This window comes from Acinetobacter silvestris, assembly GCF_002135235.1.
GTDB classification, from domain to species: Bacteria; Pseudomonadota; Gammaproteobacteria; order Pseudomonadales; family Moraxellaceae; genus Acinetobacter; species Acinetobacter silvestris.
Map to the genome: position 1 here is coordinate 594,366 of NZ_NEGB01000001.1, position 25,505 is coordinate 619,870.

Here is a 25,505-nt window from a genome sequence, read left to right on the forward strand (position 1 = left end):
AATAATGCTTTATTAGGAACCTTCTTCACTATATCTTCACACTTATTTGCTACAACTGTAAAAATCATAAAGTTGATTACAAATTATCAACTTTTCTTCTCGAGTTTTTATTGAATTGTAAAAAAGTGTGATGAAGTTGTGGTTTATATTATTATTTAAGGTTATTATGTAGCCAAGAATTTAATAAAACAAAAATGACTAGCCTTAAGGTATTTGAACATGAAGATACAAATTCATAAAGTGATTGGATTAAGTCTGTGCTTAGGTTGTTTTGCGCAAATGAGTCAAGCCGCAGCAATTAAAGATAGTCATAAACAAGTGATTTCATCTGTAGTATCAGAAAAGCAATCACCGATTGAAAAGGCACTTGCGCAACAAAAACGCGGTGATAACAAACTCGTTTCAGACAATGATCAACTTAAAGTACTCACAGCAATCAATAATGCACCTACACAAAATTTCTTAGCAGCACAACATCAACGTTTTTCTCGTTTTGTACAAGCACTGTTTCAGCCACATAGCTCATAAAATTATTTTATAAATTCGCTCCCTCAAGAGAATTTAGCAGCTCAAACGTTTATTGGTCAATTAACCCTTAAGCGTTTGGGCTTTTTCGTTATAATAGATCAAATTTATATTTTGAATAATATCTGACTATGACTGTCCGTACTCGTATTGCTCCTTCTCCTACTGGCTTTCCTCACGTAGGTACTGCGTATATCGCACTGTTCAACTTATGTTTTGCGAAACAGCATGGCGGGGAATTTATTCTTCGTATTGAAGATACCGACCAGCTTCGTTCAACCCCTGAATCTGAAAAAATGATCTTAGATTCATTGCGTTGGTTAGGCCTAAACTGGTCTGAAGGTCCAGATATTGGCGGGCCATATGCACCTTACCGTCAATCTGAACGTATGGGCATTTATAAGCAATACGCACTTGAGTTGGTTGAAAAAGGGCATGCTTTCTACTGCTTCGCAACCAGCGATGAACTGGATCAAATGCGTATCGAGCAGCAAGCTCGTGGTGAAAGCCCGCGTTATGATGGTCGTGGTTTATTGCTTTCTGAAGCAGAAGTACAAACTCGCCTTGCTGCGGGTGAAGCACATGTCATTCGTATGAAAATTCCTGCGGAAGGTACATGTAAATTCGATGACATGTTGCGTGGTGAAGTAGAAATTCCATGGGCGCAAGTCGACATGCAAATTTTACTGAAAACAGATGGTTTACCAACCTATCATTTAGCCAATGTGGTCGATGACCATTTAATGCAAATCACGCACGTGATTCGTGGTGAAGAATGGATTCCTTCTGCACCTAAACACCAGTTGCTGTATCAATATTTTGGTTGGGATATGCCTGTGCTTTGCCACATGCCATTGCTGCGTAACCCTGACAAATCTAAATTATCAAAACGCAAAAACCCAACTTCAATTAATTACTACAAAGACATTGGCGTACTTCCAGAAGCTTTGTTGAACTATTTAGGCCGTATGGGTTGGTCAATGCCGGATGAAAGTGAAAAATTTGCTTTGTCGGAAATGATTGAACATTTCGATATCAAACGTGTCTCTCTCGGTGGCCCAATCTTTGATGTGGAAAAACTCAACTGGCTGAATGGTCAGTGGATTAAAGCCTTATCTCCAGCTGAATTGTTAAATACACTTTTAGCGTGGAAAGCCGACCGTAAAATGTTGGAAGACATTGCGGCTGCAATTCAACCGCGTATCAATTTATTGTCTGAAGCAGTCAATTGGGCCGGCTTCTACTTTAATCAATTCCCACAATTGTCTAAAGAGCAGTTTGAAAGCAAAAAAATGTCTGAAGAACAAGTTCGTCAAAGCTTACAATTCGCAATTTGGCGCTTAGAAAGCTTATTCACTTGGAATAATGACACTGTTAGCCAAACTCTGATGGATTTGGCAACGCAAATGGAAGTCAAGTTACGTGACTTTATGCCAACGTTCTTTATTGCGATCGCAGGCTCGACCAGTTCAACCCCTGTGATGCAGTCAATGGTGACGATTGGACCTGATTTAACCTTTGCTCGTTTACGCCATGCACTGGAAATTGTCGGCGGTCCGAGTAAAAAAGAAACGAAAGTGTGGGAAAAACTCAATGAAAGCTTAAAATTGCCGAAAAATGATGCAGTTGATAACGCTTAATTAATTTTTTTATTGACGTATGAGCGGAATATCCCTAATATGGCGCTCACACAGACTGGGGTTATAGCTCAGTTGGTAGAGCGCTACAATGGCATTGTAGAGGTCAGGAGTTCGATCCTCCTTGACTCCACCAAGTTATTTTGTTTTACCTGTGTTGCCTCGATCTGTCCCTATCGTCTAGAGGCCTAGGACATCGCCCTTTCACGGCGGTAACCGGGGTTCGAATCCCCGTAGGGACGCCAAATTCAAAAAAGCCACTGACATATTCAGTGGCTTTTTTATTGCTTTAAATTTTAGATTTAGACCACATTGTTATAGAATTAAATCGAAATGATCTGTGGAGTTGTCATGCAATACCAATGTCCAAAATGCCAAAGTCGTAAAATTCTACCTGTTGCAAGTGCGAGTGAACCGGCTGTACGCCCTGTGGTACCGAAAAGTCTGGTTTTTTTAATCCCTTCACTTTTTATACTTTTACTCCTCGTCATCATTAGCATAGCGATGTGGATTTTTGGTAATGGTGCAGGTCAAACTTTGCAAATCGCCACAGTCATCATTTTTATTATTAGTGCCATTGCGGGTGTCTTGTTTTGGCGTGATCTACCTGATTTTAAAATTTCCATGCAATCCTTCATGCAAGCCAACAAAGAATGGAAATGCCGCGATTGTAATCACCAATGGAAAATTTAAACTAAAATTATTCTAAGCTCGAAATTTGCATCAACTTAGTGTTGATGCAAAGACTGATCCTCTTGAGCATGCTGATGGGGCATACATCGATCATCTTCAATTTGTAAGGTAATTTCGGCAATACCATGCTGATGTATTAACATTTCCATCGCATTCTTATATAAAACTTTTCGGTCTGCACAGGGTGCCAGTAAATGTACCGTCAAATGCACATTTTTTGAGGTGATTGCCCACACTTTAAGTTGATGAATATCCTCTACCCCCTCTAATGCCAACAAATCATCACGTAATTTTTCAATATCAATTTCTTCAGGCACACCTTCCAATAAAATATTAATACTTTGCTTGAGTAGCACCCATGTTCTAGGCAGCACCCAAAAACCAATTAAGACTGCAATAACAGTATCGACCCACATCCAACCCGTAAAATAAATCACTGCTGCACCAAGAATGACGCCGACTGAACCCACTGCATCACTGAGCACTTCAAGATATGCGCCTTTTACATTCAAACTATCTTGTGAACTTGAAAATAAAATTTTCATCGAAATAAGATTAATGATTAGACCAATGATTGCAACAATCATCATGCCGATACTTTGAATTTCAGGGGGATGACTAAAACGCTGATAGGCTTCATATAAAATATACATTGCAACAATAAACAGCATCATCGCATTAAACAACGCGGCCAAAATTTCAAAGCGTTGATAGCCAAAATTGCGCTTATTGTCCGCAGGTAATTTACCAATTTTAATTGCAACTAAAGCAATCGCCAATGCTGCTGCATCAGTAAACATGTGCGCTGCATCTGAAAGTAAAGCCAAACTCTGTGTCAGAAAACCTGCAATAACCTCAACGACTAAAAATATACTGGTGAGTGCTAACGCAAAACTTAATTTTTTTACATTAGCTTCAGTCACCACAGCATGACTGTGATCATGACCTGCATGCCCACTCATAATAAACTCCTTTATTTTTATTAGAGATGAATCGGTGATTTTTCACCGATTCATCCTTTGCACACCTGAATAATAATCTACTCAATCAAACCATCAATATAAGTATTGATCTTGAATTATTTATAGATGATTTATGTGATTTTTTTCATTCATCCAACGGTAAACAATCGGCAATAAAACCAGCGTCAATAATGTAGATGAAATAATGCCTCCAATCACCACCGTCGCCAACGGTCGTTGCACCTCTGCACCAGTACCGGTTGCTAAAGCCATTGGAATAAAGCCCAATGAGGCGACACAAGCTGTCATCAATACAGGTCTTAAACGCAAAATCGCACCTTGCCAAGTCGCATGATAAACATCGAGTGTTTGCCGTAACTCTTTAATAAAGGTGAGCATCACCAAACCATTCAATACCGCTACACCGGACAATGCAATAAAACCGACCCCTGCTGACATAGATAATGGAATATCACGCAACCACAAGGCAATTAAGCCACCACATAACGCCAAAGGCACACCACTAAATACCAATAAGCTTTCTTTAAAATTATGAAAAACTGCCATCAACAGAATAAAAATCGTGATCAATGCCAAAGGCACAACCAACTGCATCCGAGCTTTGGCTGAAGCTAGGTTTTCAAATTGACCACCGTAATCTAGCCAATAACCTGCGGGCAATGCCTGCTTGGCTAAAGTCGTTTGTAACTCAGTCACAAATGATCCTAAATCACGCCCTTCAACATTGGCTGTGATCACCATACGACGCTTACCATCTTCACGGCTAACTTGGTTGATTCCCAATACATTTTCAACTTTAGCGACATCCTGAAGATGGATTAATCCACCGTTCGGCAGTTGTACTGGTAAGGTTGCTAAATGTTGTGCGGTACGTTGTGTATCATCCAGACGAATGACGAAATCAAAACGACGGTCACCCTGCAAAATCTGTCCGACATTTTGCCCACCAACACTGCTTGCAACTAAATCCTGAATAGATTTTACCGATAAACCGTACTGTGCAGCCAATGCCTTATTCACTTCAACATTTAATAGCGGCAAGCCATTGGTTTGCTCTACGTTGACTGCAGTTGCCCCTGAAATCATCTTAATCTGTTGTGCAATGCGCTGTGCTTCACGATTCAGCACCTCCATATCATCCCCAAAGATTTTTACACCAACATCACTGCGCACACCTGAAATCAATTCATTAAAACGCAATTCAATCGGTTGAGAGAATTCACTATTATTCCCAGGTAAAGTCGCCAAAAAGCTGATCATACGCTGACGTAGCTCATCAATACTTTCTTTCGGATTTTTCCACTGCTCTTGAGCTTTTAATAGAATCACCGCATCCGAGATATTCGGCGGCATCACATCAGTTGCAACTTCGGCTGTGCCTGTACGTGCAAAAATGGCTTTAATTTCAGGAAATTCTTTGAGCAACAACTTTTCAGTATTTTCCTGCATCCTTAAAGATTGTTCTAAACCCGTACTTGGCGAACGCATTTGCTGTACTGCAAAATCCCCTTCACTCAGTTGTGGCGCAAATTCACTACCGATCTGTGTGGCTAAAACAGCAGTTAAAAATAGAATACTACCGGCTATAGTCAAAACTACAGCTTTAAACTGATACGCTAAATTAAGTATCGCTTCATATTTATTTTTCAGCCATAGCATCCAGCGGCTTTCAGTTTCCTTGACCTCACCCTTAACAAACAAGGCAACAGCAGCAGGAACAAAAGTCACCGATAAAATCATCGCACCCACTAGCGCCAATACCACGGTCATTGCCATCGGATGAAATAACTTTGCCTCTACACCCGATAAAGCAAAAATCGGCAGATAAACCACCAAAATAATCAGTTGACCAAAAATCAAGGGACGACGCGCTTGTTTCGCTGCTAGAAACACTTCCTTAAAACGTTCGGATTTGCTCAGCAAGCGACCTTTCGCATGCTGTGCTTCCGCTAAACGACGAATACAGTTTTCGACAATGACCACCGCACCATCCACGATGATTCCGAAGTCAAGCGCACCTAAACTCATTAAATTGGCACTGATTTTTTGCTCAGCCATACCTGCCAAAGTAAACAGCATAGACAATGGAATAACACAGGCTGTAATCAATGCTGCACGCAAATTCCCCAAGAATAGCAGCAGAATAACGATAACCAGAATTGCCCCTTCAATCAGGTTTTTCTGTACCGTCTGGATTGCTTTTTCAACCAAATTGGTGCGGTCATAGACCGTTTCAATCACAATGCCTTGGGGTAAAGATTGTTGAATGGTTTTAATTTTGGCATCTACCGCTTTCGCCACAGTTCGACTATTTTCACCCATCATCATCATGGCAATACCTAAAACGGTTTCCTCTCCGTTATAGGTTGCACCACCAGTACGTAAATCATGTCCGATGGACACGGTGGCAACATCTGCAACGCGTACTGGAAAACCATTTTTATTGGCAATGGTAATATTTTGAATATCTTCGATACTATTCAGCGTTCCAGGCACACGGACAGTCAGTTGCTGACCGTTTTCTTCAATAAAACCTGCACCACGGTTTTCATTATTTTCAGTTAAGGCTTTTTGCAAATCATTCAATGGAATTTGTAATTGCTGCAAACGCTTTAAATCAGGTGCAACAACATAGGTTTTGTTATAGCCACCTATACTGTTAATTTCTGCCACACCTTGCACACGCTGTAACTGCGGACGCACAATCCAATCTTGAATTTCACGTAAATCCATGGCGGTATACGGTGTACCATCCGATTTTTTTGCATTCGGTTCAGCTTTAACCACCCATTGATAAATTTCACCTAAACCTGTGGAAACAGGTGACATGGTCGGTACAATTTGCTCAGGTAATTCAGCTTGAGCTTCTTGTAAGCGCTGATTAATCTGTTGCCTAGCCCAATAAATATCGGTGCCATCTTTAAAAATAATAGTAACTTGCGATAAACCATAACGTGAAATAGAACGGGTTTGCTCTAAATCAGGCATTCCAGCCATTGCGGTTTCAATCGGATAAGTAATTCGTTGCTCAACTTCTAAAGCGGTAAAACCATTGGCTTGGCTATTAATCTGTACTTGGGTATTGGTAATATCAGGCACGGCATCAATGGGAAGTTTTTGATAGCTCCATATCCCGACACCGATCCACGTAACAATGAACAGCATGACCCAAATCGCATTCTGAATTGAAAACTGGATGATCCGATCAAATAAACCTTCCGGTGCAGGTAACGGATCATCTATAACAGGATAAGAAGATGGCTCAAGATCATTAATGCTCATGACTTGCCTCTCCCTTTTCCAGTTCAGATTTCAATAGAAAGCTCCCTTGCGCAACATATTGCTGTGCTTGCTTTAAGCCGGATTGAACTTCAATCCACTGACCATCACCAGACACTTGCCCAAGAACAACGGGCTGAACTTTAAATTCAATTTTTTGATCATGTTCAGCTGTAACAAAAACAGCATCCTGACCTTCAATTTTCTGTACAGCACTTTTTAAAATTCTTAATGCTTGGGTTGAACTATTTTGCTGCAACTGTACATTCACCATTAAATTGGGACGTAATTCAGCAGCATTTGAGAGCACTTGAGCACGAACTTGTAAACGACCTGTTTGAGCATCTGCCTCGCTGTTCAAACTTTGAATTTGTGCTTTAAAAATATTGCCTGTTTGCAGTGATTTAAATTCAATCTGTTGATTCGGCGCAATCGAAGCAAAATTCGTATTCGGTACAATAAATTCAAGCCAGAGCTGATCCAACTGATCAATAATAAATAATTGATTGGCAAGCTGAACATTCTCACCAACCACTAAATCCTTTTTACTAATGATGCCTGAGATGGGAGCTTTCAGTACATAACGTCCATTTGAACTGGAACTTGCACCAAATGCAGATAACCGCGATTTAATTGCCTGTACTTGAATCTGGGCTTGCTGATAAGCGTTGTAAGCACGTTGATAATCCTGTTTCGCAGAAATGCCTTGCGACCACAGTTGACGTTCACGCTCATAATCCTGCCGAGCAAGTACTAAATTGGCTTGCGCAATGTGTAAATTAGACTGCTGATCCACTAAATCGGGCACCAATAACGTGGCAAGTGCCTGTCCTTTTTTGACCTGTTGTCCCAATTCCACATTAACCGATTCCACGTGACCACTAAAACTCGGAGAAACATGTGCTTGTCGATCAGTATTGACCACTAATTTTGCAGGATAGGCCGATACTTGAACCACCTCACCTAGCTCCACTTGAGCCAACTGAATACCCTGCTCAGTCATTTGCTTGGCTGTTAATGCAATTGCTTCACTATGAGGCTCTTCAGCTAGTTGATGCGCTTGCTCACCTTCTGCATGTGCATGATCTTCAGACTTTTCATGCTCAGTATGAGCTTGCTCATCCACTTTAGGCGACGACTTATATTGACCCAAAAAGTAAACTGCAACAGCAAGTAGAACTGTAGCAATAAGGACAATGATGATGAGTAATTTTTGCGAAATTTTGCCAGATTGATTCTTAAATGATTTTTGTAGACTTAGCATCTTAATTTCTCCCACCAATCACAGGTAAAGCCTGTGTGTCCATCCATAAATTTTGATTCATTTGTGCAATCGCATCTTTTGCCATAACGACACTCGGTTCGATACCCAAACTCAAACTTTCAGCTTCTATCGCACGCTGCCATGCGTCTTTTAATAACTGTACTTTACGCATGCGGACATCCTGCAATTGCAAGGTTGCTTGCTGCACATCTGAAACAGCAAATTTTCCAGCACTAAAACCCACTAAAGTTTTATGTTGCACCTGTGTGGCAAGTGGAATTTGTACTTGATTTACCTGTTTAAATTGGACTTCTAAGCCCTGCAATTCCGTCAATAATGTTCCCACTTGCAATGCATTTTGCTTTACATAAAACGCTTGCTGTTTTAACAATAAGTCCTGCTTGGCTTCTGCAATCTGAACCCCATATTGCTGACGATTAAACAGATTTAACGGGAAAGACACGCCAAGCACCCATTCATTTTCAGTAGATACATTGGGTGACTTGGTCCGATTGACTCCAACATTTAAAGTCGGGTTGGGTCGTGCCTGCGCTTGTAAATAATCCACATTTGCTTTTGCTTCGATAAGTTGTAATTGACGTGATTTTTCATACAGATTTTCAGCTAGATAGCCTTGTACTTGCTGAGGGGTTGAGTTTGGCCAAAGTAAACTTGGGGATAACGCAATTTTGATACTGTTATCCTGCTGCCCCCATAGATTACTCAGCTGCTGTGTTGCAACTTGCAACTGTAAATCGGCCTGATGATACAAACGCTGATTTTCAGAATAGCTAAGCTTTGTCCGATCAACATCCACCTGAGCCACGCTACCTGCCTGATAGCGTTTTTCTATGGCATTTAAATTTTCTTGGCTAACGTGCAATTGCTCTTTAACAACGTCCCGTTCCAATTCAAAAATTGCCAATTGCGACCATAAAAATTTAACAGCTAACTGCAACTGAGCCTGATATATTTTCTGTTTTAAATCGATCTGTGATTTTGCAATTTGAGCTAAATGCTGCTGTGCTTTACGCTCGCCGAAAACATCCAAAGGCTGAGATATTCCGATAGAAAGCTCTTGATCCTGATTTGAACCAAAACCAGATTGCTGTATGGATAAGTTCGGATTTGTCCACAATCTAGATTGTTGTATATTCGCTTCCGAGATCTGTTGCTGTGTTTGCCAAACACTCTGAGAAGCCTGATAAGTCTCTGTCCGATGAACAGCCTCATTTAAAGCTAAGCTTTGAAGCTGCTCAGCCTGAAGATAAGTCAAGGGATTAAATAGTACGATAGCTATCATTCCACATTTAATGCGCTGGGAAATAGAGTCTCGTGCTAGATTCGACTGAAGTTGAGTACGTTTACTCTGAATAAATTTTGACACAATAATGCCCCACTAAGTTTGTGATAAAACCAAGCGGTGGGCTTATTTTTGGCTACCCCACCTTATAGCGGGGAAAATACGGGTGGGGGATTGGGTCGATATAAATGTGGTGATTGGTACAAATTTTTCCAATCAATAAATTGCATACTCATATAAGCGGATATATTCAATTTATTCGTTTTTTGCTGGACATCTGTAATAATAAAATGAGCTAAGGAAGGTAAATGATCACTGTGATCATCCTGTAAATTTTGCGCCTCATTGATCGACTCATTGAATTCAGTACTTTGATGTTTATGAACAACATTCGCATGCGCATCTTTTTGACAATTTAATGCAACATGATGTCCAAAATGCTGCTGCTCAATATGTGAAGAACTATTGTTCGGTATCATTTCATGACCGCAAAAAGCCGCTGCCACATTCCAAATACTTTGGAACATGAACAAACTTAATAAAACGGTAATCGAAATACCAAAACGTTGCACACGTTAAGCCTGAATATAAATTGGAGGCACTATAACAGCTAGATACAGTGTAATAAAATTACACTCACATTGAGTTACTATTTTAATTCAAGAGTATTCATCATAATACTCAATTTACCTTCTATCAGATCATCCATCTTCTTTTACAAATTACTATTTGAAAACTATAAAATTTAAGCTAAATTAAATAAGCAAGTTTGAGCTTTTTGTTCATGGAATAACAAGGAGATTTATATGTTTGCACATCTGTTTAAATGTTTTCAAACTTATGCCAAAAAAAATAGCATTCAGCCTCAGAATGATTCTACCAATTTATTAAAAATTCAAAAAAATGATCCGCGTAATATAATGTGGGGTTATTTACGTGCCGCATTAAGAGGTGATAAAGAAGCACAATATAAAATGGGCATGAGTTATTTAAATGGGCAGCTTGGTTTAGATCGTAGTTATTCACATGCAGAAAAATGGCTCGAACAAGCGGCACATCAGGGACATCAACATGCAAAAAAAGAACTACAAGATGCCTATAACAAGCTCGCATTTTCTTAATTTCTTAGCGTTTATAAAAACTTCAGCTTCAGACTGAAGTTTTTATTGATGTTTTAATAACACTAGTTACTTTATTCAAAATCAATAAATTAGAATGAAAATAAAACATACACCGTTCATTATTAATTAGAAGACTAGATTATGGACATAACAAAAATCATTGATTTGCTTAAAAATACTTTGCTGACTTATTTCAAACATAAGGACATACACCATCCTCTCTATATTTCAGAAGCCTATTTATATTATCAGCGTGCTCGATATTATGAATTTTTAATCATCCCAAACCATTTTCATACTGATCAAAATAAGACTCTCTTTTCCGATTCAAATGAACGCAATGCAATGTGGTGCTTTTTACGCTCAGCAACCAAGGGGCATAGTTCAGCACAATTCAAATTAGGACAATGCTATTTAAACGGTCAATTAGGTTTAGTTTCAAATACATTGAAAGCCAAAGAATGGTTAAAGCTGGCTGCCAATCAGGGACATATTGAAGCACAAAGTGAATTAAATAAAATTAGTACACCACAACGCCTATGTTAATTTTATGCTTATTAAAAAACCAGCCCGCAGGCTGGTTTTTTAATTTAAAATTGGAGATTAACCGCCAATTTTTTTGTATTTAGAACGCTTTTGTACACCAGCATCACCTAAACGTGACTGACGGTATGCTTCATATTCAGCATAGTTACCCGCGTAAAATTCAGGTTGTTCGTTTTCAAATGATAAAATATGCGTTGCAATACGGTCTAGGAACCAACGGTCATGCGATACCACCATCACTGTACCCGGAAAGACAAGAATTGCATCCTCAAGTGCACGTAAAGTCTCGATATCCAAGTCATTCGATGGCTCATCCAGTAAGATCACGTTTGCGCCCATTTGTAGGATTTTCGCAAGTTGTAAACGGTTACGCTCACCACCTGACAATTCACCTACGCGTTTTTGCTGATCTTGACCTTTGAAGTTAAAACGACCGATATAGGCACGCGATGGGATTTCATAATCACCAATACGTAAGATATCTAAACCGCCAGAAATTTCTTCCCAAACCGTTTTCTTATCATCTAAGGTGTCACGCAACTGCCCAACATAAGCGACTTTAACCGATTCGCCCAGTGTTACTGTACCGGTATCTGGTTGCTGCTCGCCTGTCATCATACGGAATAGTGTGGTTTTACCCGCACCATTCGGCCCCACAATACCCACAATCGCCGTTGGTGGAACAGAGAAGGTTAAGTTCTCATACAACAAGCGACCATCAAACGATTTACTGATGCCTTCAACATCGACAACCTTATTCCCTAAGCGTGGGCCAGGCGGAATATAGATTTCTGAAGTTTCATTACGTTGTTGGAATTCTTTAGAGTTAAGCTCTTCAAAACGTTCCATACGCGCTTTGTTTTTCTTTTGCTGACCTTTAGCATTTGAACGAACCCATTCAAGTTCTTTCTTCAATGCTTTAGCAAAAGATTCTTCCTGTTTATTTTCTTGCTCTAAACGGGCATTTTTCTGTTCCAACCAATTGGTATAGTTACCTTGGTAAGGAATACCCATGCCACGGTCAAGCTCAAGAATCCACTCAGCCACGTTATCCAAGAAATAACGGTCATGCGTAATTGCCACGATGGTGCCGGCAAAGTCTTTCAAGAAACGTTCTAACCAAGTGACAGATTCTGCATCCAAATGGTTGGTCGGTTCATCAAGAAGCAACATGTCTGGTTTAGAAAGCAATAAACGACACAATGCCACACGGCGACGTTCACCACCTGAAAGCAAGTTTACGTCCGCATCCCAAGCAGGCAAGTTCAATGCTGCAGCAGCTTGATCCATTTGGTTGCTTAAGTTATGTGCATCCCAAGCATGAATGATCGACTCTAATTTTTCTTGCTCTTTTGCAAGCGCATCAAAATCAGCATCTTCAGCAGCATATTCAGCAAATACTTCGTCTAAACGTGCCAAAGCATCCAGTGGTTCACGTAGACCATCTTCAACGTTACCACGAACGTCTTTATTTGGATCTAATGGTGGTTCTTGCTCAAGATAACCGATTTTAATACCCGGTTGCGCACGCGCCTCACCTGAGAAATCTTTATCTACGCCAGCCATAATACGAAGCAAGGTAGATTTACCTGCACCGTTTAAACCAAGCACACCAATTTTTGCGCCTGGGAAAAATGATAAAGAGATGTCTTTTAAGATTTCGCGTTTAGGCGGAACCATTTTCGACACACGGTTCATCGTGTAAATATATTGGGCCACGTAGGACTCCTCTATAAAAAAACCAAAAATTCGCAAAAAGCGAAAAAATCATGCCGCATTATACGATGAAAGCACCAAAATAATAAGGTATGCCATCATTATAAAACTGCTTTTCTCAAGTCTATATACGTTTAAAAAATAAACATAACAATCCATCAAAATGAATATTCCATCCGACTGAAATAATACCCATACTTATGAAATAAAAAGATTAATTAAACATTTTTTTGTAGTTTTAATTCATATAGTTAATGCTACACTCGAATAAAAATTAATGGAATAAGATGAAAACATCATGACCTATAAAGACGAAACCCTTGCCATTCATGCAGGTTATAGCCCAGAAGCCACCACCAAAGCAGTGGCGGTGCCTATTTATCAAACCACATCTTATGCCTTTGATGATACTCAACATGGGGCCGATTTATTTGATTTAAAGGTTCAAGGCAATATCTATACCCGTATTATGAACCCTACCACCGCTGTTTTAGAGCAACGTTTGGCTGCGCTTGAGGGCGGTATTGGAGCTTTGGCTTTAGCCTCAGGCATGGCAGCAATTACTTATTCGATTCAGACCATTGCTGAGGCGGGTGACAATATTGCCTCTGTTTCCACTCTATATGGCGGGACATACAACTTATTTGCGCATACTTTACCGAAACAAGGCATTGAAGTTCGTTTCTTTGATTATCAAGATCCAGAAGCACTGCGTGGCTTAATTGATGATAAAACCAAACTGGTCTTTGTCGAATCGATTGGTAATCCACTGGGCAATATTATTGATTTAGAAGCCATTGCAAAAATTGCCCATGAATATGGTGTACCGGTGATTGTCGATAATACCGTGGCAACACCTGCCCTACTCAAACCTTTTGAACATGGGGCAGACATTGTGGTACATTCACTGACCAAATATATTGGCGGTCATGGCAACTCCATTGGCGGTGCCATCGTGGATAGCGGCAAATTCCCATGGGGCAAATATCCTGAGCGTTTCAAAGTTTTAAATACCCCCGATCCAAGTTATCACGGCGTGAACTACGTTGAAGCCTTAGGTGAAGCCGCATACATTGCACGCGCACGTGTGGTGCCGTTACGTAATACCGGTGCTGCGATTAGCCCACTGAGCGTATTTCTGATTCTGCAAGGTTTAGAAACTTTGAATTTGCGCATGGAACGTCATACCGAAAATGCACTCAAAGTAGCTGAATATTTACAGCAGCATCCAAAAGTACAATGGGTCAACTATGCTGGGCTAAAAGACCACCCACAGCATGCCTTGGCGCAGAAATACGTCAAAGGTAAACCTTCTGCGATTTTATCTTTTGGTGTGCAAGATGGCTTAGAAGGCGGAACTCGCTTTATTGATGCTCTGCAATTGTTTACCCGCTTAGTGAATATTGGTGATGCCAAAAGTCTAGCTTGCCACCCAGCCACCACCACCCATCGTCAATTGAATGAAGCAGAACTTAAAGCTGCAGGCGTGAGTATAGACATGGTTCGCCTTTCGGTCGGTATTGAACATATTGATGATTTGATTGCCGATTTAGCACAAGCTTTGCAAGCGGTTTAAACTGTACTGAAATCAGGCCTTTCTACGGAAAGGTCTGATTTTTAATTTAATCTTAGAATAAAAACAAAGACAAGTGCTTATTTATTAAACTATAATTATCACTTTATTGAACAAATAAAAAATTAAAAACGTTGATAAAAAGAGAAAATATATGCAACAACCTAATAAACCATTGAAACTAAAAAAATTAGTTCAAGCCATTAGCTTTGCCTTCAGTTTAACCAGTATCACAGCGCTGCCTACTTCGGTTTTTGCCTCTGAATCTGCACCAACAGAAGCAACCCAAGCGAATGGAACTCAAAACAATCCTTTGACAAAATTGGATTGGCATATGGGCCCAACTGCTGAAAACATTGCGAATGTTGCTCAACTCAAGACTTCAAAAGGTGAAGGCTTTTTAGACACCAAAAACTCGGATCAATTTTTAGAGCTAACCAACAATCTACCTTCTGGAAGTACCAATATTTTGGTTGCCGATAATGACTCTTGGTGGGCAACCTTTGATTTTGAGCCATCAGGCTATATCAAAGATGATGAAAAAATTGATGCTAATGCCTTACTAAAAGAACTAAAAGATTCAGATGAAGCGAGTAATGACGAACGTACTCGTCTGGGTATGAGTAAACTCTATACTGCGGGTTGGGCAATTCCTCCTCATTATGATCCAACAACCAAACAACTTGAATGGGCATTGAAAGTTCGTTCTGAAGATCAGCATGAAAACATTAACTATACTGTTCGTCTTTTAGGGCGTACTGGTGTGATGAGTGCAACCCTTGTTTCTAATGAAGAAAATTTGAATAAAAATATTCAAGCATTTAAGCATTCCTTAGAAGGCTTTAACTTCAACTCAGGACAACGCTATTCAGAATATAAAAATGGCGACAAAGTTGCAGAATATGGACTTGCCGCACTTGTTACCGGTGGTGCTGTCGCGGTTGCTGCGAAAAAAGGTTTATTTGCAACCTTACTCATATTATTAGCAAAAGCATGGAAACTGGTCATCGTTGCTGTAATCGCGGTCTTTGGTGGCTTTACTTCAATTTTTAAACGCAAAAAAGATTAATGAATATTGCTTTTGAATATTGGGTTATTTTAGGTTTAGTCGGATTATATTTATATGATTCGGCTAAACTCATTCGCTACAACCAAGTGTTCCTTTATACAGGCTTACGCTCAAAGTTTTCTATTCATGTTCCATCTAAAAATATGAATGTTCTTAAAAAATATCTATTTCTCACACATCCTTTTCACAACAGTCATCTGCTCTTTATTTTACAATGGAATTTAAATGCACAAAAAAAGTGCGATGAAGTTCAATTAGCCGATGAAATTCAAACTATTAAAAACCAAGTCGATTCTTTACGAAAACTACAATTAAGCAATATTCTGGTTTGGATACTCACGCTCATTGCGTTTCCTCTCTTATTTTTAACACAACAAAGTTATTTACTGATTTTATCGACCCTACTTTTGATTTATGTAATCAATCTTGCTCAAGCGAGCTATGTCATTCTTAAAAGAAAACCTCTTACATTAAATAAAAAACAATGTGTATCCTTCTTCATTGATGCTTTATTTTGCCCCCCTTTTGCACTCAATTTACTGAAAAAAATTACCTTAAATATAGAAATACAGCATGATGCGATCCACATCGCCCAACTTTTGCTTAACCCCAAAGCATTCAGCTCTGGCTTAGAGCAGATTATTCAAGATATTGATGCTTTAAAACAAAGTGAGCCAAATACTGAAACAGCTCAATATATACAACTCGGAAAATTACATTCCTACTTAATTACGCTACAACACTCTCACAATATTTGACTGGTTAGTTTTAAATTTAAAGTTTACTTTTTAATTATTAACTTAATTTAAGCGAATATTGTTTATACAATTTTAACTTTATTAAGCAATAACTCTGAATTTACTCACTTTTAGACTAGTCATGCTTGTTTTTATATGTTAAAAATCACTTAATAAAGAAAAAAATAATAGAGCAATTACTCTAAAAATAATTTTAAAATTCATGTACTTACACCTAGTATTTTTTTTATTTTTCGCTATGATTTCCAACCAATAACCACTGATCATCTTTTATTCAAAACATGATCCTTTGCAAAACAAATACAACGTATAAATTCATTTCGGTAAAATCAGGAATAACGTATATGAATCAAAAACTAGAGCAACTTTTTCAAAAAAAGGTTCATGGTAAAGTCGCACTAATCACCGGTGCATCCAGTGGTATTGGCTTAACCGTAGCAAAAAAATTAGCTTCAGCAGGTGCACATGTACTTTTAGTGTCGCGTACCGAAGAAACACTCAAACAAGTTCAAGCCGAGATTGAAGCTGCAGGTGGTCAAGCCACTATTTTTCCATGTGATTTAAACGACATGAATGCAATTGATGAAGTTTCTCAGAAAATTCTTGCAACTGTCGATCATATTGATTTTCTGATTAACAATGCAGGACGTTCAATTCGTCGTGCAGTACATGAATCGGTAGATCGTTTTCATGACTTTGAACGTACGATGCAACTCAATTACTTTGGTGCAGTGCGTTTAGTCTTAAATCTGCTACCACAGATGATGGTGCGTAAAGATGGTCATATCATCAATATCAGCTCCATTGGCGTGTTGGCTAATGCCACTCGCTTCTCTGCCTATGTCGCATCAAAAGCAGCCCTAGATGCCTTTAGTCGCTGTCTCTCTGCGGAAGTGCATGCGCATAAGATTGCAATTACTTCAGTGTATATGCCTTTGGTTCGCACACCGATGATTGCACCCACTAAAATTTATAAATATGTTCCGACGCTTTCTCCTGAACAAGCTGCCGATTTGATTGCCTATGCGATTGTGAAACGTCCGAAAAAAGTAGCAACACATTTAGGTCGTTTGGCTTCAATCACCTATTCAATTGCACCAGAAATTAACAACAAACTCATGTCGATTGGTTTTAATTTATTTCCAAGCTCAACAGCATCTGTCGGTGAACAAGAAAAATTAAACTTATTGCAACGTGCTTATGCCCGTTTATTCCCTGGTGAACATTGGTAATACAAAAAAAGCCTCCATACGGGGGCTTTTTTATTTACATTGCTGCTTTTTTATCCTATCGTATTTTCCTTATTGAAAAATATGAGAACAGCCATGAAACTGATCTCCACCATCAAAACCATATGCTTTTTAGGTGCTGGACTCTATTTATTTGGTTTAACAGAAGATGTCTATGTCGATGATATCGATCCCATTGATCTCTTGGGTAATCTTGGAATAATTTTTGTTTTAATCGAAATTGGAATTGCTCTGTATCAGGATCAGGAGACTCATAAACTCAGCTTTAAAAGTCTTTTTTCTAAAGATACTCTCACCTTATCCCCGATTGAGCAAATGGCAAATTTACTGGGTCGTGTTGGAATGGTCATGATTATGCTGAGTTTTATTTATAATTTCATAGACGCTTAAATTCACACAGCAACATAAATACAGATTTTATGGGTAGTGAATCTTCTTTTTTAAGAAGTTTATTCATCTGCCTTAAAATAAAAAACCTCCCATCTGGGAGGTTTTTTATGAGTCTTAAAGATGACTAAATATTATTTAGAACCTTTAATCCCGGCTTGTAATAATAAAGCACCTAAACCACCAATTTTTTGCTCTTGTGGTTTAGCCGATTGAGGTTTCTTCGCTTGTGGACGCTCACCTTGAGGGCGCGCATTCTGCGGACGTTTCGCTTGAGGTTTACGCTCACCACGTTGTTCCTGATTTTGATTCGTATTTTCACGACGTGGCTGACGAGGTGCTTTAGCAGGCGCTTCAGAACCTTCTGGACGCATACTCAAATTCACACGATTACGCTCAGCATCCACTTGTAATACACGTACTTGCACGATTTGACCTGGTTTCACCACTTTATGCGGATCAGCAACAAATTCATTGGCTAGTTCAGAAATATGCACAAGGCCATCTTGATGAACACCGACATCTACGAATGCACCAAAGTTAGTGACATTGGTGATCACACCTTCAAGCTGTAAGCCTTCAGTCAATTGTGACACTTCAGTAATATCTTCACGGAACTTAGCTGTACGGAATTCTGGACGTGGATCACGACCTGGTTTTTCCAGTTCGCTTAAAACATCTTGAATGGTCGGTAAACCAAATTTATCATCTGCAAATTCATCCGCTTTAATTTGACGAATGATTTCCGTATTACCAATGATATCTTTCACAGATGTTGCTTTCGCAGCAACAATTTTTTCAACCAAACCATAACTTTCTGGGTGAACTGCTGAAGCATCTAAAGGCTCAGAACCCTCTTGAATGCGTAAGAAACCTGCAGCTTGTTCAAAAGTACGCTCACCTAAACGAGGTACATTTTTCAAGGCTTGGCGATTATCAAAACGACCATGCTCTTTACGGTATTCAAAAATTTGTTGTGCGATTGATTTATTCAAACCTGCAATATAAGACAGAATTGCTGGAGATGCTGTATTTACATCCACACCAACTGAGTTCACGCAGTCTTCAACCACAGCTTCAAGGGTTTTTGCCAAACCCGTTTGGTTCACGTCATGTTGATACTGACCTACACCAATTGATTTAGGATCAATTTTGACCAACTCAGCCAATGGGTCTTGTAAACGACGTGCAATAGATACTGCACCACGAATCGAAACATCCAAATCTGGCAATTCAGCAGAAGCCAGTTCAGAAGCTGAATATACCGATGCACCCGCTTCACTGACTGAAACACGAGTCAATTTCAAATCAGGATTTTGCGTCATCATTTCAGCAACAACGGCTTCGGTTTCACGGCTCGCCGTACCATTGCCAATCGCAATTAAGTCGACATTGAATTCACGACACAAACGCGCAAGTTCAGCAATTGAACCGGTTTTATCTTCTTTTGGTGCAAATGGATAAATGGTGCTATGTGCAACCACATCACCCGAAGCATTCACAACAGCCAATTTCACGCCAGTACGGATACCAGGATCGACACCTAAAGTGCAACGTGAACCCGCTGGTGCAGAAAGCAATAAATGACGTAAATTTTCAGCAAATACGTCCATGGCTTCAGTTTCAGCCGTCAGACGTTTTTCAGTCAACAATGAATGTTCAATTTGAGGACGAATCTTACCCAACCAAAACAGTTTTGCGGTTTGCTTTAAGAAGTCTTGACGTGCTTGTGGTTGAACTTGATCAAGATTGTATTCAGTTTCAATACGAGCCAGTGGTTGATCATCTTGACCTTCTACTTTTAAGCCCAATACATTTTCTTGACGACCACGCAACATTGCCAATAAGCGATGTGAAGGCACTTTGTTTAAATTTTCAGAGAAATCGAAATAATCACGGAATTTCTTACCAACTTCTTTTTTCTCATCTGAAGCAACCAAGCTTTTTAGCATTGCTGTTTTCGCAAATGTAGTTTTAAGCTCAGTCGTCAGCGCAATATTCTGTGCCCACTCATCAATAATGATATGTTGAATCGCATCAAGTTGGCTTTCTACCGTCGCATAGTCTGCATGACTAAAACCTGCCAAAGCTTCAGTTGGTTCAACTTGCTCAGTTAAGATTTTTTCAGCAATTGGACCTAAACCCGCTTCCTTCGCTTTAAATGATTTACTGGTACGTTTTGGACGGTAGGGTGCATAAATTTCTTCTAATGCATTTTTGGTTTCTGCTGCATTTACACGCGCCAATAGATCATCAGATAATTTATTTTGTTCTTTTAACGATTCTATTACTTTTTCACGGCGTTCATACAAATCACGTAAATAAACAAGGCGTGTATCAAGTTGACGTAATTGCGCATCGTCTAAACCTTGCGTTACTTCTTTACGGTAACGTGCGATAAATGGAACACTAGAACCTTCATCTATCAGTTTAATGGCAGCTTCTACTTGGTTTGGACGTACGGCAAGTTCACTTGCCAACTGCTGAACTAAGTCAGTCATCGTGTTTAATTCCACAAGGATAAGGACTAAAAGTTAGTGATTATAAAGACCAAGACCATAAAATCCACAATTGTTTTACAAATTACTAATGAAAAAAGTGATAAAAGATCAATTTTCTTTAATTTTATAGTTTAATCAACCACTTCCTTCATCATCTTCCAGCTTAAATATGTCTATAAAATAATAGTTTCATGCTCCCACTTTTAGCCTTTTTACGCTTTATTAAGCCAAGAACAAAAATATACTCAGGCAAGCAATCGAGCATTCAACTTGATTTTTTACTAAAACCATAGTTTGAATCACGTGTAACCTATGGTTTTTTCAATCCAACAATACATTTTATGAGTGTTCTTCACTCAGTTTTTAAGTAATCTGCTCTGCTTTTATGCAGCACAATGCTTAAAATAAGTACTGTTTTTAGATGTATTATTTTCTTAGCCCACGCGGGGTTGAAACAATCGATAAATCTATCGACTTAAAAGCATGCATATTCTTAAAATACTTAAAAATTTCATTTGCATATACAACAATTTTTTATTTATAAACAAAGTTAGATTCTCAATCCTAAAAGATGTTGTCTTTTGGTTTCAAAACCAGCTTAAAATTGTAATTTTGAGCAAATTGATACATAGTCTAAACAACAGCTTAGGCATTATACTGAGATGAACAAATATTTATAATTTACAATATTAAGGGAGTGCATCATGAGTTTAGTTGTACCTGCTGAAAATACAGACGTTGTACACCATGAAACTGACCGAGTCGAACGCATTTTAGTGGTCGATGATGATGTACGTTTACGTACCCTTTTACAGCGATTTTTAGAAGATAAAGGCTTTGTGGTGAAAACAGCGCACGATGCCACACAAATGGATCGTCTGTTACAACGTGAATTATTTTCACTGATTGTGCTCGACTTTATGCTACCAGTCGAAGATGGCTTAAGTATTTGCCGACGCTTACGCCAATCCAATATTGACACCCCAATTATCATGCTGACTGCACGTGGTAGTGATTCTGACCGAATTGCTGGTTTAGAAGCTGGTGCTGATGATTACCTGCCTAAACCATTTAATCCCAATGAATTACTTGCGCGGATTCGCGCCGTGCTACGTCGCCAAGTGCGTGAAGTGCCTGGAGCACCGAGCCAAAATGTTGAAGTGGTTTCATTTGGCCCTTGGTCACTGGATCTATCCACACGCACCTTAACCCGTGAAGGTCAGGTCGTGACTTTAACCACAGGCGAATTTGCGGTATTGAAAGCTTTGGTACAACACCCACGTGAACCACTGACACGTGACAAATTGATGAATTTGGCACGGGGTCGTGAATGGGGTGCGATGGAACGCTCAATTGATGTTCAGGTTTCTCGCCTACGCCGTTTAATTGAAGAAAATCCAGCGCGTGCACGCTATATCCAAACCGTTTGGGGCGTGGGTTATGTCTTCGTTCCAGATGGTGCTGAATAATCTTAAACTCAACAAAAATAAGCCCTTTAAAGGCTTATTTTTGTTTTAATCTCCATTATTCAAAATGCTGTTATCAAAAAGACCATCACAACAAAAATGAAGATTCATTTTGTATCAAATTGCTGTGCTAAATAAACCACGAAAGCCTTTTAAATCAGGATGTGTTTGTGAAACTAAACCCGATTGATCCACAAGAATTTACAGACTTCGCAGCCTATTCAGAAAAGAAGCGCACTCGTTCCGAGCGTTTTTTAGATAAAATCAAACCTCGTTCTGCGGCTATGCGCACCACGATTTTGGTGTTATTTACGGTATTTTTCAGTTTATTTATGTCCTTATGGTTTTTTTGGAAAACGCTTTATTTACCTGAAATTCAACAACATGCACGCTATCTTGCGGTAGAACTAGAAATTATAAACAATCCAAAATTAAAAATTTTCCATGATAATACCGAACTCGATATTGATCAGTGGCTTAAGCAACGCGTTGGGGTGGAATATGTCACGAATCCAAGAGAATATCCGAATGTCAAAGATAAACTCATTGCAGATTTTATTACCAACCACATCGAACGCCAGCTTGCTAAAGAGATCAAAGTTAAAAATGTGACTGTTTATTTCCAATTTAAACCCAGTCCTCGTATTTGGATTCAAACACCAGAAATGAATGGTAATTGGGTTCGAGAACCCCTCAAAACCTACGCCAACTATAGTCCTGAACTCATTTTAGGCTGGCTCTTGGGCATTCCGCTCATTGCGGCAGCGATTATTTTAACTTTAGTCAGACAGCTCAACCGCCCATTACGCCGCTTACAAAATGCCGCCAATAATTACAGTAAAACCGGTAAAGCGCCCTATCTCGAAACCAATCATGGCCCTCAAGAAATACGAGAGGTCAATCAAGCATTTAATCACATGGTGTATACGCTGGAACAAATTGAGCGAGATCGACAAATTATGTTAGCGGGTATTTCGCATGATTTGCGTACTCCACTCACGCGCATTCGCCTAAGTGCTGAAATGATGCCAGATGATGACTTTTTAAAAGAAGGTCTCATTTATGATGTAGAAGACATGGATGCAATTTTGAATCAGTTTATTTCCTACATGCGTGATGGTTCCGATGAGGAATTACAAGAAACCAATCTCAATACACTCCTACAAGAACTGGTCATTCAATTTAAACCTTTAGATATCCGTTTTGAACCACAGCAATTACCAACCATTACGGCGCGTTCTTTGTCGTTAAAGCGCCTAATAGGCAATCTGATTAACAACTCAAAACGTTATGGTGCTGAACCCATTGAATTGGCTGCATCTGTAGAAAATGACCATATTAAAATTAGTGTATCTGATCATGGTGAAGGAATTCCAGAAGATCAAATTGATGAGTTGATGCAACCTTTTGTTCGAGGTAATGCAGCAAGAACTGTTCAAGGCAGTGGGCTAGGTCTTGCAATTGTAAAAAGAATTGTAGATATCCATCAAGGTGAATTATTAATCCATAACCGTGCAGAAGGCGGACTAGAAGCCATCATTTCTTTACCCTTAGTCTCAGAAAAACAAGAAGAAAACCAGCCAACCAATCCCATTCAGAAAATCAAAAAAACTTTGAGTGATCACTTTTAATGATCACTCAATGGAATCAGATACTCTTTAATTATTTTAAAATAGCACTATTATTTCATTAAAAAATAATAACTTAAAAACCATCAATAAAATCTATACCAGTATTTAATGAAAAAATTAGACCTTAGCATTAGAGGCATGCACAATCCTTGTATAGGGCGGTACAATCCGCCTAGTCTTGAACAAGAATTGAGCGTAACCCATGTCTTTAGATCGTATTCGTTTAGCATCACTTCATGACAAAGTCATGAGCGCAGAACAAGCTGCTACTTTTATCCAAGATGGTATGACTGTAGGTATGAGTGGCTTTACTCGTGCAGGTGAAGCAAAAGCTGTACCTTTAGCCTTAGTGAAACAAGCAAAGGAAAATCCTTTAAAAATCACTTTAATTACGGGTGCAAGTTTGGGTAACGACCTAGACAAACAATTGACTGAAGCGGGTGTGCTTGCTCGTCGTTTACCGTTCCAAGTCGACAATACTTTACGTAAAGCCATCAACAACGGTGAAGTGATGTTCATCGATCAGCATTTGTCTGAAACAGTTGAGCAAATGCGTAACCTTCAGCTTAAAAAACCTGATGTTGCCATCATTGAAGCCGTAGCGATTACTGAAGATGGTGGTATTATTCCAAGTACATCGGTTGGTAACTCTGCAAGTTTTGCCATTTTTGCTGAAAAAGTCATTATTGAAATTAACACCAATTTAAGCCCAGCTTTTGAAGGCTTACACGATATTTATATCCCAACGTATCGTCCAACGCGTCAAGCGATTCCATTAACTCAAGTGGATGAGCGTATTGGTACGACTGCAATCAATATTGATCCTGCAAAAATTGTCGGTATTGTGATTAATAGTGAATATCATGACTCTCCATCAACTGTGACTGAACCAGACGATGAAACTCAAGGTATTGCTAACCACTTGATTAATTTCTTCGAACAAGAAGTTGCTGAAGGTCGTTTACCGAAAAATTTAGGTCCATTACAAGCAGGGATTGGTTCTATTGCCAATGCTGTTTTAACCGGTCTGAAAGATTCAAACTTTGAAGATTTAGTGATGTATTCTGAAGTACTTCAAGACTGTACTTTCGAATTGATCGATGCCGGTAAAATGAAATTTGCTTCAGGCAGCTCAATTACACTTTCGGCTAAATATGGCGAAAAAGTATTTAACAATCTTGAAGCATACAAAGACAAATTGGTTCTTCGCCCACAAGAAATTTCGAACCACCCTGAATTGGTGCGTCGTTTAGGCATCATCGGTATTAACACTGCGCTTGAGTTTGATATTTACGGCAACGTAAACTCTACTCACGTGTGCGGTACTAAAATGATGAACGGTATTGGCGGTTCAGGTGACTTCGCACGTAATGCACACTTGGCGATTTTTGTGACCAAGTCGATTGCAAAAGGTGGCGACATCTCTTCAATCGTACCGATGGCTTCGCATATCGATCACTCTGAACATGATGTTGATATTCTTGTGACTGAGCAAGGTCTTGCCGATTTACGCGGTTTAGCGCCACGCGAACGTGCACGTGCGATTATCGATAACTGTGCACACCCAATGTACCGTGATGCGCTGAATGACTACTTTGATCGCTCTTGTGCAAAAGGCGGACATACTCCTCACCTTCTTCGTGAAGCATTGTCATGGCATGTCAACTTTGAAGAACAAGGTCAAATGCTGGTTGCTCAAGAACCTGCTAAAAAAACTGCATAAAACTGAGTACTTAAAAAAAACGCCTAATTGGGCGTTTTTTTATTCTCTAAAACAATCATATCCAGCCAGTCAAACAACTC

General features: G+C 39.3%; 20 protein-coding genes and 2 tRNA genes. 15 read left to right on the forward strand and 7 right to left on the reverse strand.

Annotation, left to right across the window (positions count from 1 at the left end):
• Nucleotides 1–219: 219 nt before the first annotated feature.
• From B9T28_RS02825 to B9T28_RS02845, 5 genes are all read left to right on the forward strand, one after another.
• Nucleotides 220–528, forward strand: coding sequence for a hypothetical protein (locus tag B9T28_RS02825; protein WP_086202424.1), 309 nt, complete (start codon nt 220–222; stop codon nt 526–528).
• 128 nt (nt 529–656) lie between these two features.
• Nucleotides 657–2,165, forward strand: a complete 1,509-nt coding sequence (gltX, locus tag B9T28_RS02830; RefSeq protein WP_086202425.1) for a glutamate--tRNA ligase — start codon at nt 657–659, stop codon at nt 2,163–2,165.
• 57 nt (nt 2,166–2,222) lie between these two features.
• Nucleotides 2,223–2,298 (forward strand) — tRNA-Ala (locus B9T28_RS02835).
• Between the two features lie 33 nt (nt 2,299–2,331).
• A tRNA-Glu gene (locus tag B9T28_RS02840) sits at nt 2,332–2,407 on the forward strand.
• Between the two features lie 106 nt (nt 2,408–2,513).
• Complete coding sequence (locus tag B9T28_RS02845) at nt 2,514–2,855, forward strand: hypothetical protein (protein WP_086202426.1); 342 nt, start codon at nt 2,514–2,516, stop codon at nt 2,853–2,855.
• Nucleotides 2,856–2,890: 35 nt separating this feature from the next.
• On the opposite strand, the gene B9T28_RS02850 is transcribed toward B9T28_RS02845, so the two are convergent.
• The 5 genes from B9T28_RS02850 to B9T28_RS02870 all read right to left on the reverse strand — a co-directional run bounded on the left by B9T28_RS02850 (nt 2,891) and on the right by B9T28_RS02870 (nt 10,256).
• Nucleotides 2,891–3,817: a cation diffusion facilitator family transporter gene (locus tag B9T28_RS02850; RefSeq protein ID WP_086202427.1), complete on the reverse strand. Its 927-nt coding sequence runs from the start codon at nt 3,815–3,817 to the stop codon at nt 2,891–2,893.
• A 120-nt stretch (nt 3,818–3,937) separates the two neighbouring features.
• A complete protein-coding gene (locus tag B9T28_RS02855) occupies nt 3,938–7,120 on the reverse strand; it encodes an efflux RND transporter permease subunit (protein WP_086202428.1) in 3,183 nt (1,060 codons plus the stop codon).
• Entirely contained in the window at nt 7,110–8,381 is a 1,272-nt protein-coding gene (locus B9T28_RS02860) for an efflux RND transporter periplasmic adaptor subunit (protein ID WP_086202429.1), read from the reverse strand. Before B9T28_RS02860 ends, B9T28_RS02855 begins: the two co-directional genes overlap by 11 nt.
• A gap of 1 nt (nt 8,382) precedes the next feature.
• Entirely contained in the window at nt 8,383–9,768 is a 1,386-nt protein-coding gene (locus B9T28_RS02865; RefSeq protein ID WP_252053411.1) for a TolC family protein, read from the reverse strand.
• Between the two features lie 62 nt (nt 9,769–9,830).
• Nucleotides 9,831–10,256 carry a cation efflux protein, CzcI-like gene (locus B9T28_RS02870; protein ID WP_086202431.1) on the reverse strand — a complete coding sequence of 142 codons (426 nt, stop codon included), beginning with the start codon at nt 10,254–10,256 and terminating at the stop codon, nt 9,831–9,833.
• Nucleotides 10,257–10,490: 234 nt separating this feature from the next.
• Between B9T28_RS02870 and B9T28_RS02875 the strand changes: the two genes are divergently transcribed.
• Nucleotides 10,491–10,805 (forward strand): SEL1-like repeat protein, encoded by a 315-nt coding sequence (locus B9T28_RS02875; protein ID WP_086202432.1) that lies wholly within the window; start codon nt 10,491–10,493, stop codon nt 10,803–10,805.
• A 141-nt stretch (nt 10,806–10,946) separates the two neighbouring features.
• Nucleotides 10,947–11,351 carry a tetratricopeptide repeat protein gene (locus tag B9T28_RS02880; protein WP_086202433.1) on the forward strand — a complete coding sequence of 135 codons (405 nt, stop codon included), beginning with the start codon at nt 10,947–10,949 and terminating at the stop codon, nt 11,349–11,351.
• Between the two features lie 57 nt (nt 11,352–11,408).
• Here B9T28_RS02880 and ettA read toward each other — a convergent pair whose 3' ends face one another.
• Nucleotides 11,409–13,070 carry an energy-dependent translational throttle protein EttA gene (gene ettA / locus B9T28_RS02885; protein WP_086202434.1) on the reverse strand — a complete coding sequence of 554 codons (1,662 nt, stop codon included), beginning with the start codon at nt 13,068–13,070 and terminating at the stop codon, nt 11,409–11,411.
• 295 nt (nt 13,071–13,365) lie between these two features.
• Between ettA and B9T28_RS02890 the strand changes: the two genes are divergently transcribed.
• The 5 genes from B9T28_RS02890 (at nt 13,366) to B9T28_RS02910 (ending at nt 18,107) form a co-directional block, all read left to right on the forward strand.
• Nucleotides 13,366–14,643, forward strand: coding sequence for an O-acetylhomoserine aminocarboxypropyltransferase/cysteine synthase family protein (locus tag B9T28_RS02890; protein WP_086202435.1), 1,278 nt, complete (start codon nt 13,366–13,368; stop codon nt 14,641–14,643).
• Between the two features lie 151 nt (nt 14,644–14,794).
• The gene (locus B9T28_RS02895; RefSeq protein ID WP_086202436.1) at nt 14,795–15,709 is read left to right on the forward strand and encodes a DUF2167 domain-containing protein; all 915 of its coding nucleotides are present in this window, start codon (nt 14,795–14,797) and stop codon (nt 15,707–15,709) included.
• Nucleotides 15,709–16,467 (forward strand): hypothetical protein, encoded by a 759-nt coding sequence (locus tag B9T28_RS02900; RefSeq protein ID WP_086202437.1) that lies wholly within the window; start codon nt 15,709–15,711, stop codon nt 16,465–16,467. The genes B9T28_RS02895 and B9T28_RS02900 overlap by 1 nt, the downstream gene beginning before the upstream one ends.
• 344 nt (nt 16,468–16,811) lie before the next feature.
• Nucleotides 16,812–17,699 carry an SDR family NAD(P)-dependent oxidoreductase gene (locus tag B9T28_RS02905; RefSeq protein WP_086202438.1) on the forward strand — a complete coding sequence of 296 codons (888 nt, stop codon included), beginning with the start codon at nt 16,812–16,814 and terminating at the stop codon, nt 17,697–17,699.
• Nucleotides 17,700–17,792: 93 nt separating this feature from the next.
• Nucleotides 17,793–18,107: a hypothetical protein gene (locus B9T28_RS02910; RefSeq protein ID WP_086202439.1), complete on the forward strand. Its 315-nt coding sequence runs from the start codon at nt 17,793–17,795 to the stop codon at nt 18,105–18,107.
• Between the two features lie 131 nt (nt 18,108–18,238).
• On the opposite strand, the gene B9T28_RS02915 is transcribed toward B9T28_RS02910, so the two are convergent.
• Nucleotides 18,239–20,605, reverse strand: coding sequence for a Tex family protein (locus B9T28_RS02915; protein WP_086202440.1), 2,367 nt, complete (start codon nt 20,603–20,605; stop codon nt 18,239–18,241).
• Between the two features lie 704 nt (nt 20,606–21,309).
• Here B9T28_RS02915 and ompR point away from each other — a divergent pair.
• The 3 genes from ompR to scpC all read left to right on the forward strand — a co-directional run bounded on the left by ompR (nt 21,310) and on the right by scpC (nt 25,425).
• Nucleotides 21,310–22,074: an osmolarity response regulator transcription factor OmpR gene (ompR, locus tag B9T28_RS02920; RefSeq protein ID WP_086202441.1), complete on the forward strand. Its 765-nt coding sequence runs from the start codon at nt 21,310–21,312 to the stop codon at nt 22,072–22,074.
• Nucleotides 22,075–22,241: 167 nt separating this feature from the next.
• Nucleotides 22,242–23,702, forward strand: a complete 1,461-nt coding sequence (locus tag B9T28_RS02925) for an ATP-binding protein (RefSeq protein ID WP_086202442.1) — start codon at nt 22,242–22,244, stop codon at nt 23,700–23,702.
• Nucleotides 23,703–23,904: 202 nt separating this feature from the next.
• The gene (gene scpC / locus B9T28_RS02930; RefSeq protein WP_086202443.1) at nt 23,905–25,425 is read left to right on the forward strand and encodes a succinyl-CoA:acetate CoA-transferase ScpC; all 1,521 of its coding nucleotides are present in this window, start codon (nt 23,905–23,907) and stop codon (nt 25,423–25,425) included.
• Nucleotides 25,426–25,505 lie beyond the last annotated feature (80 nt).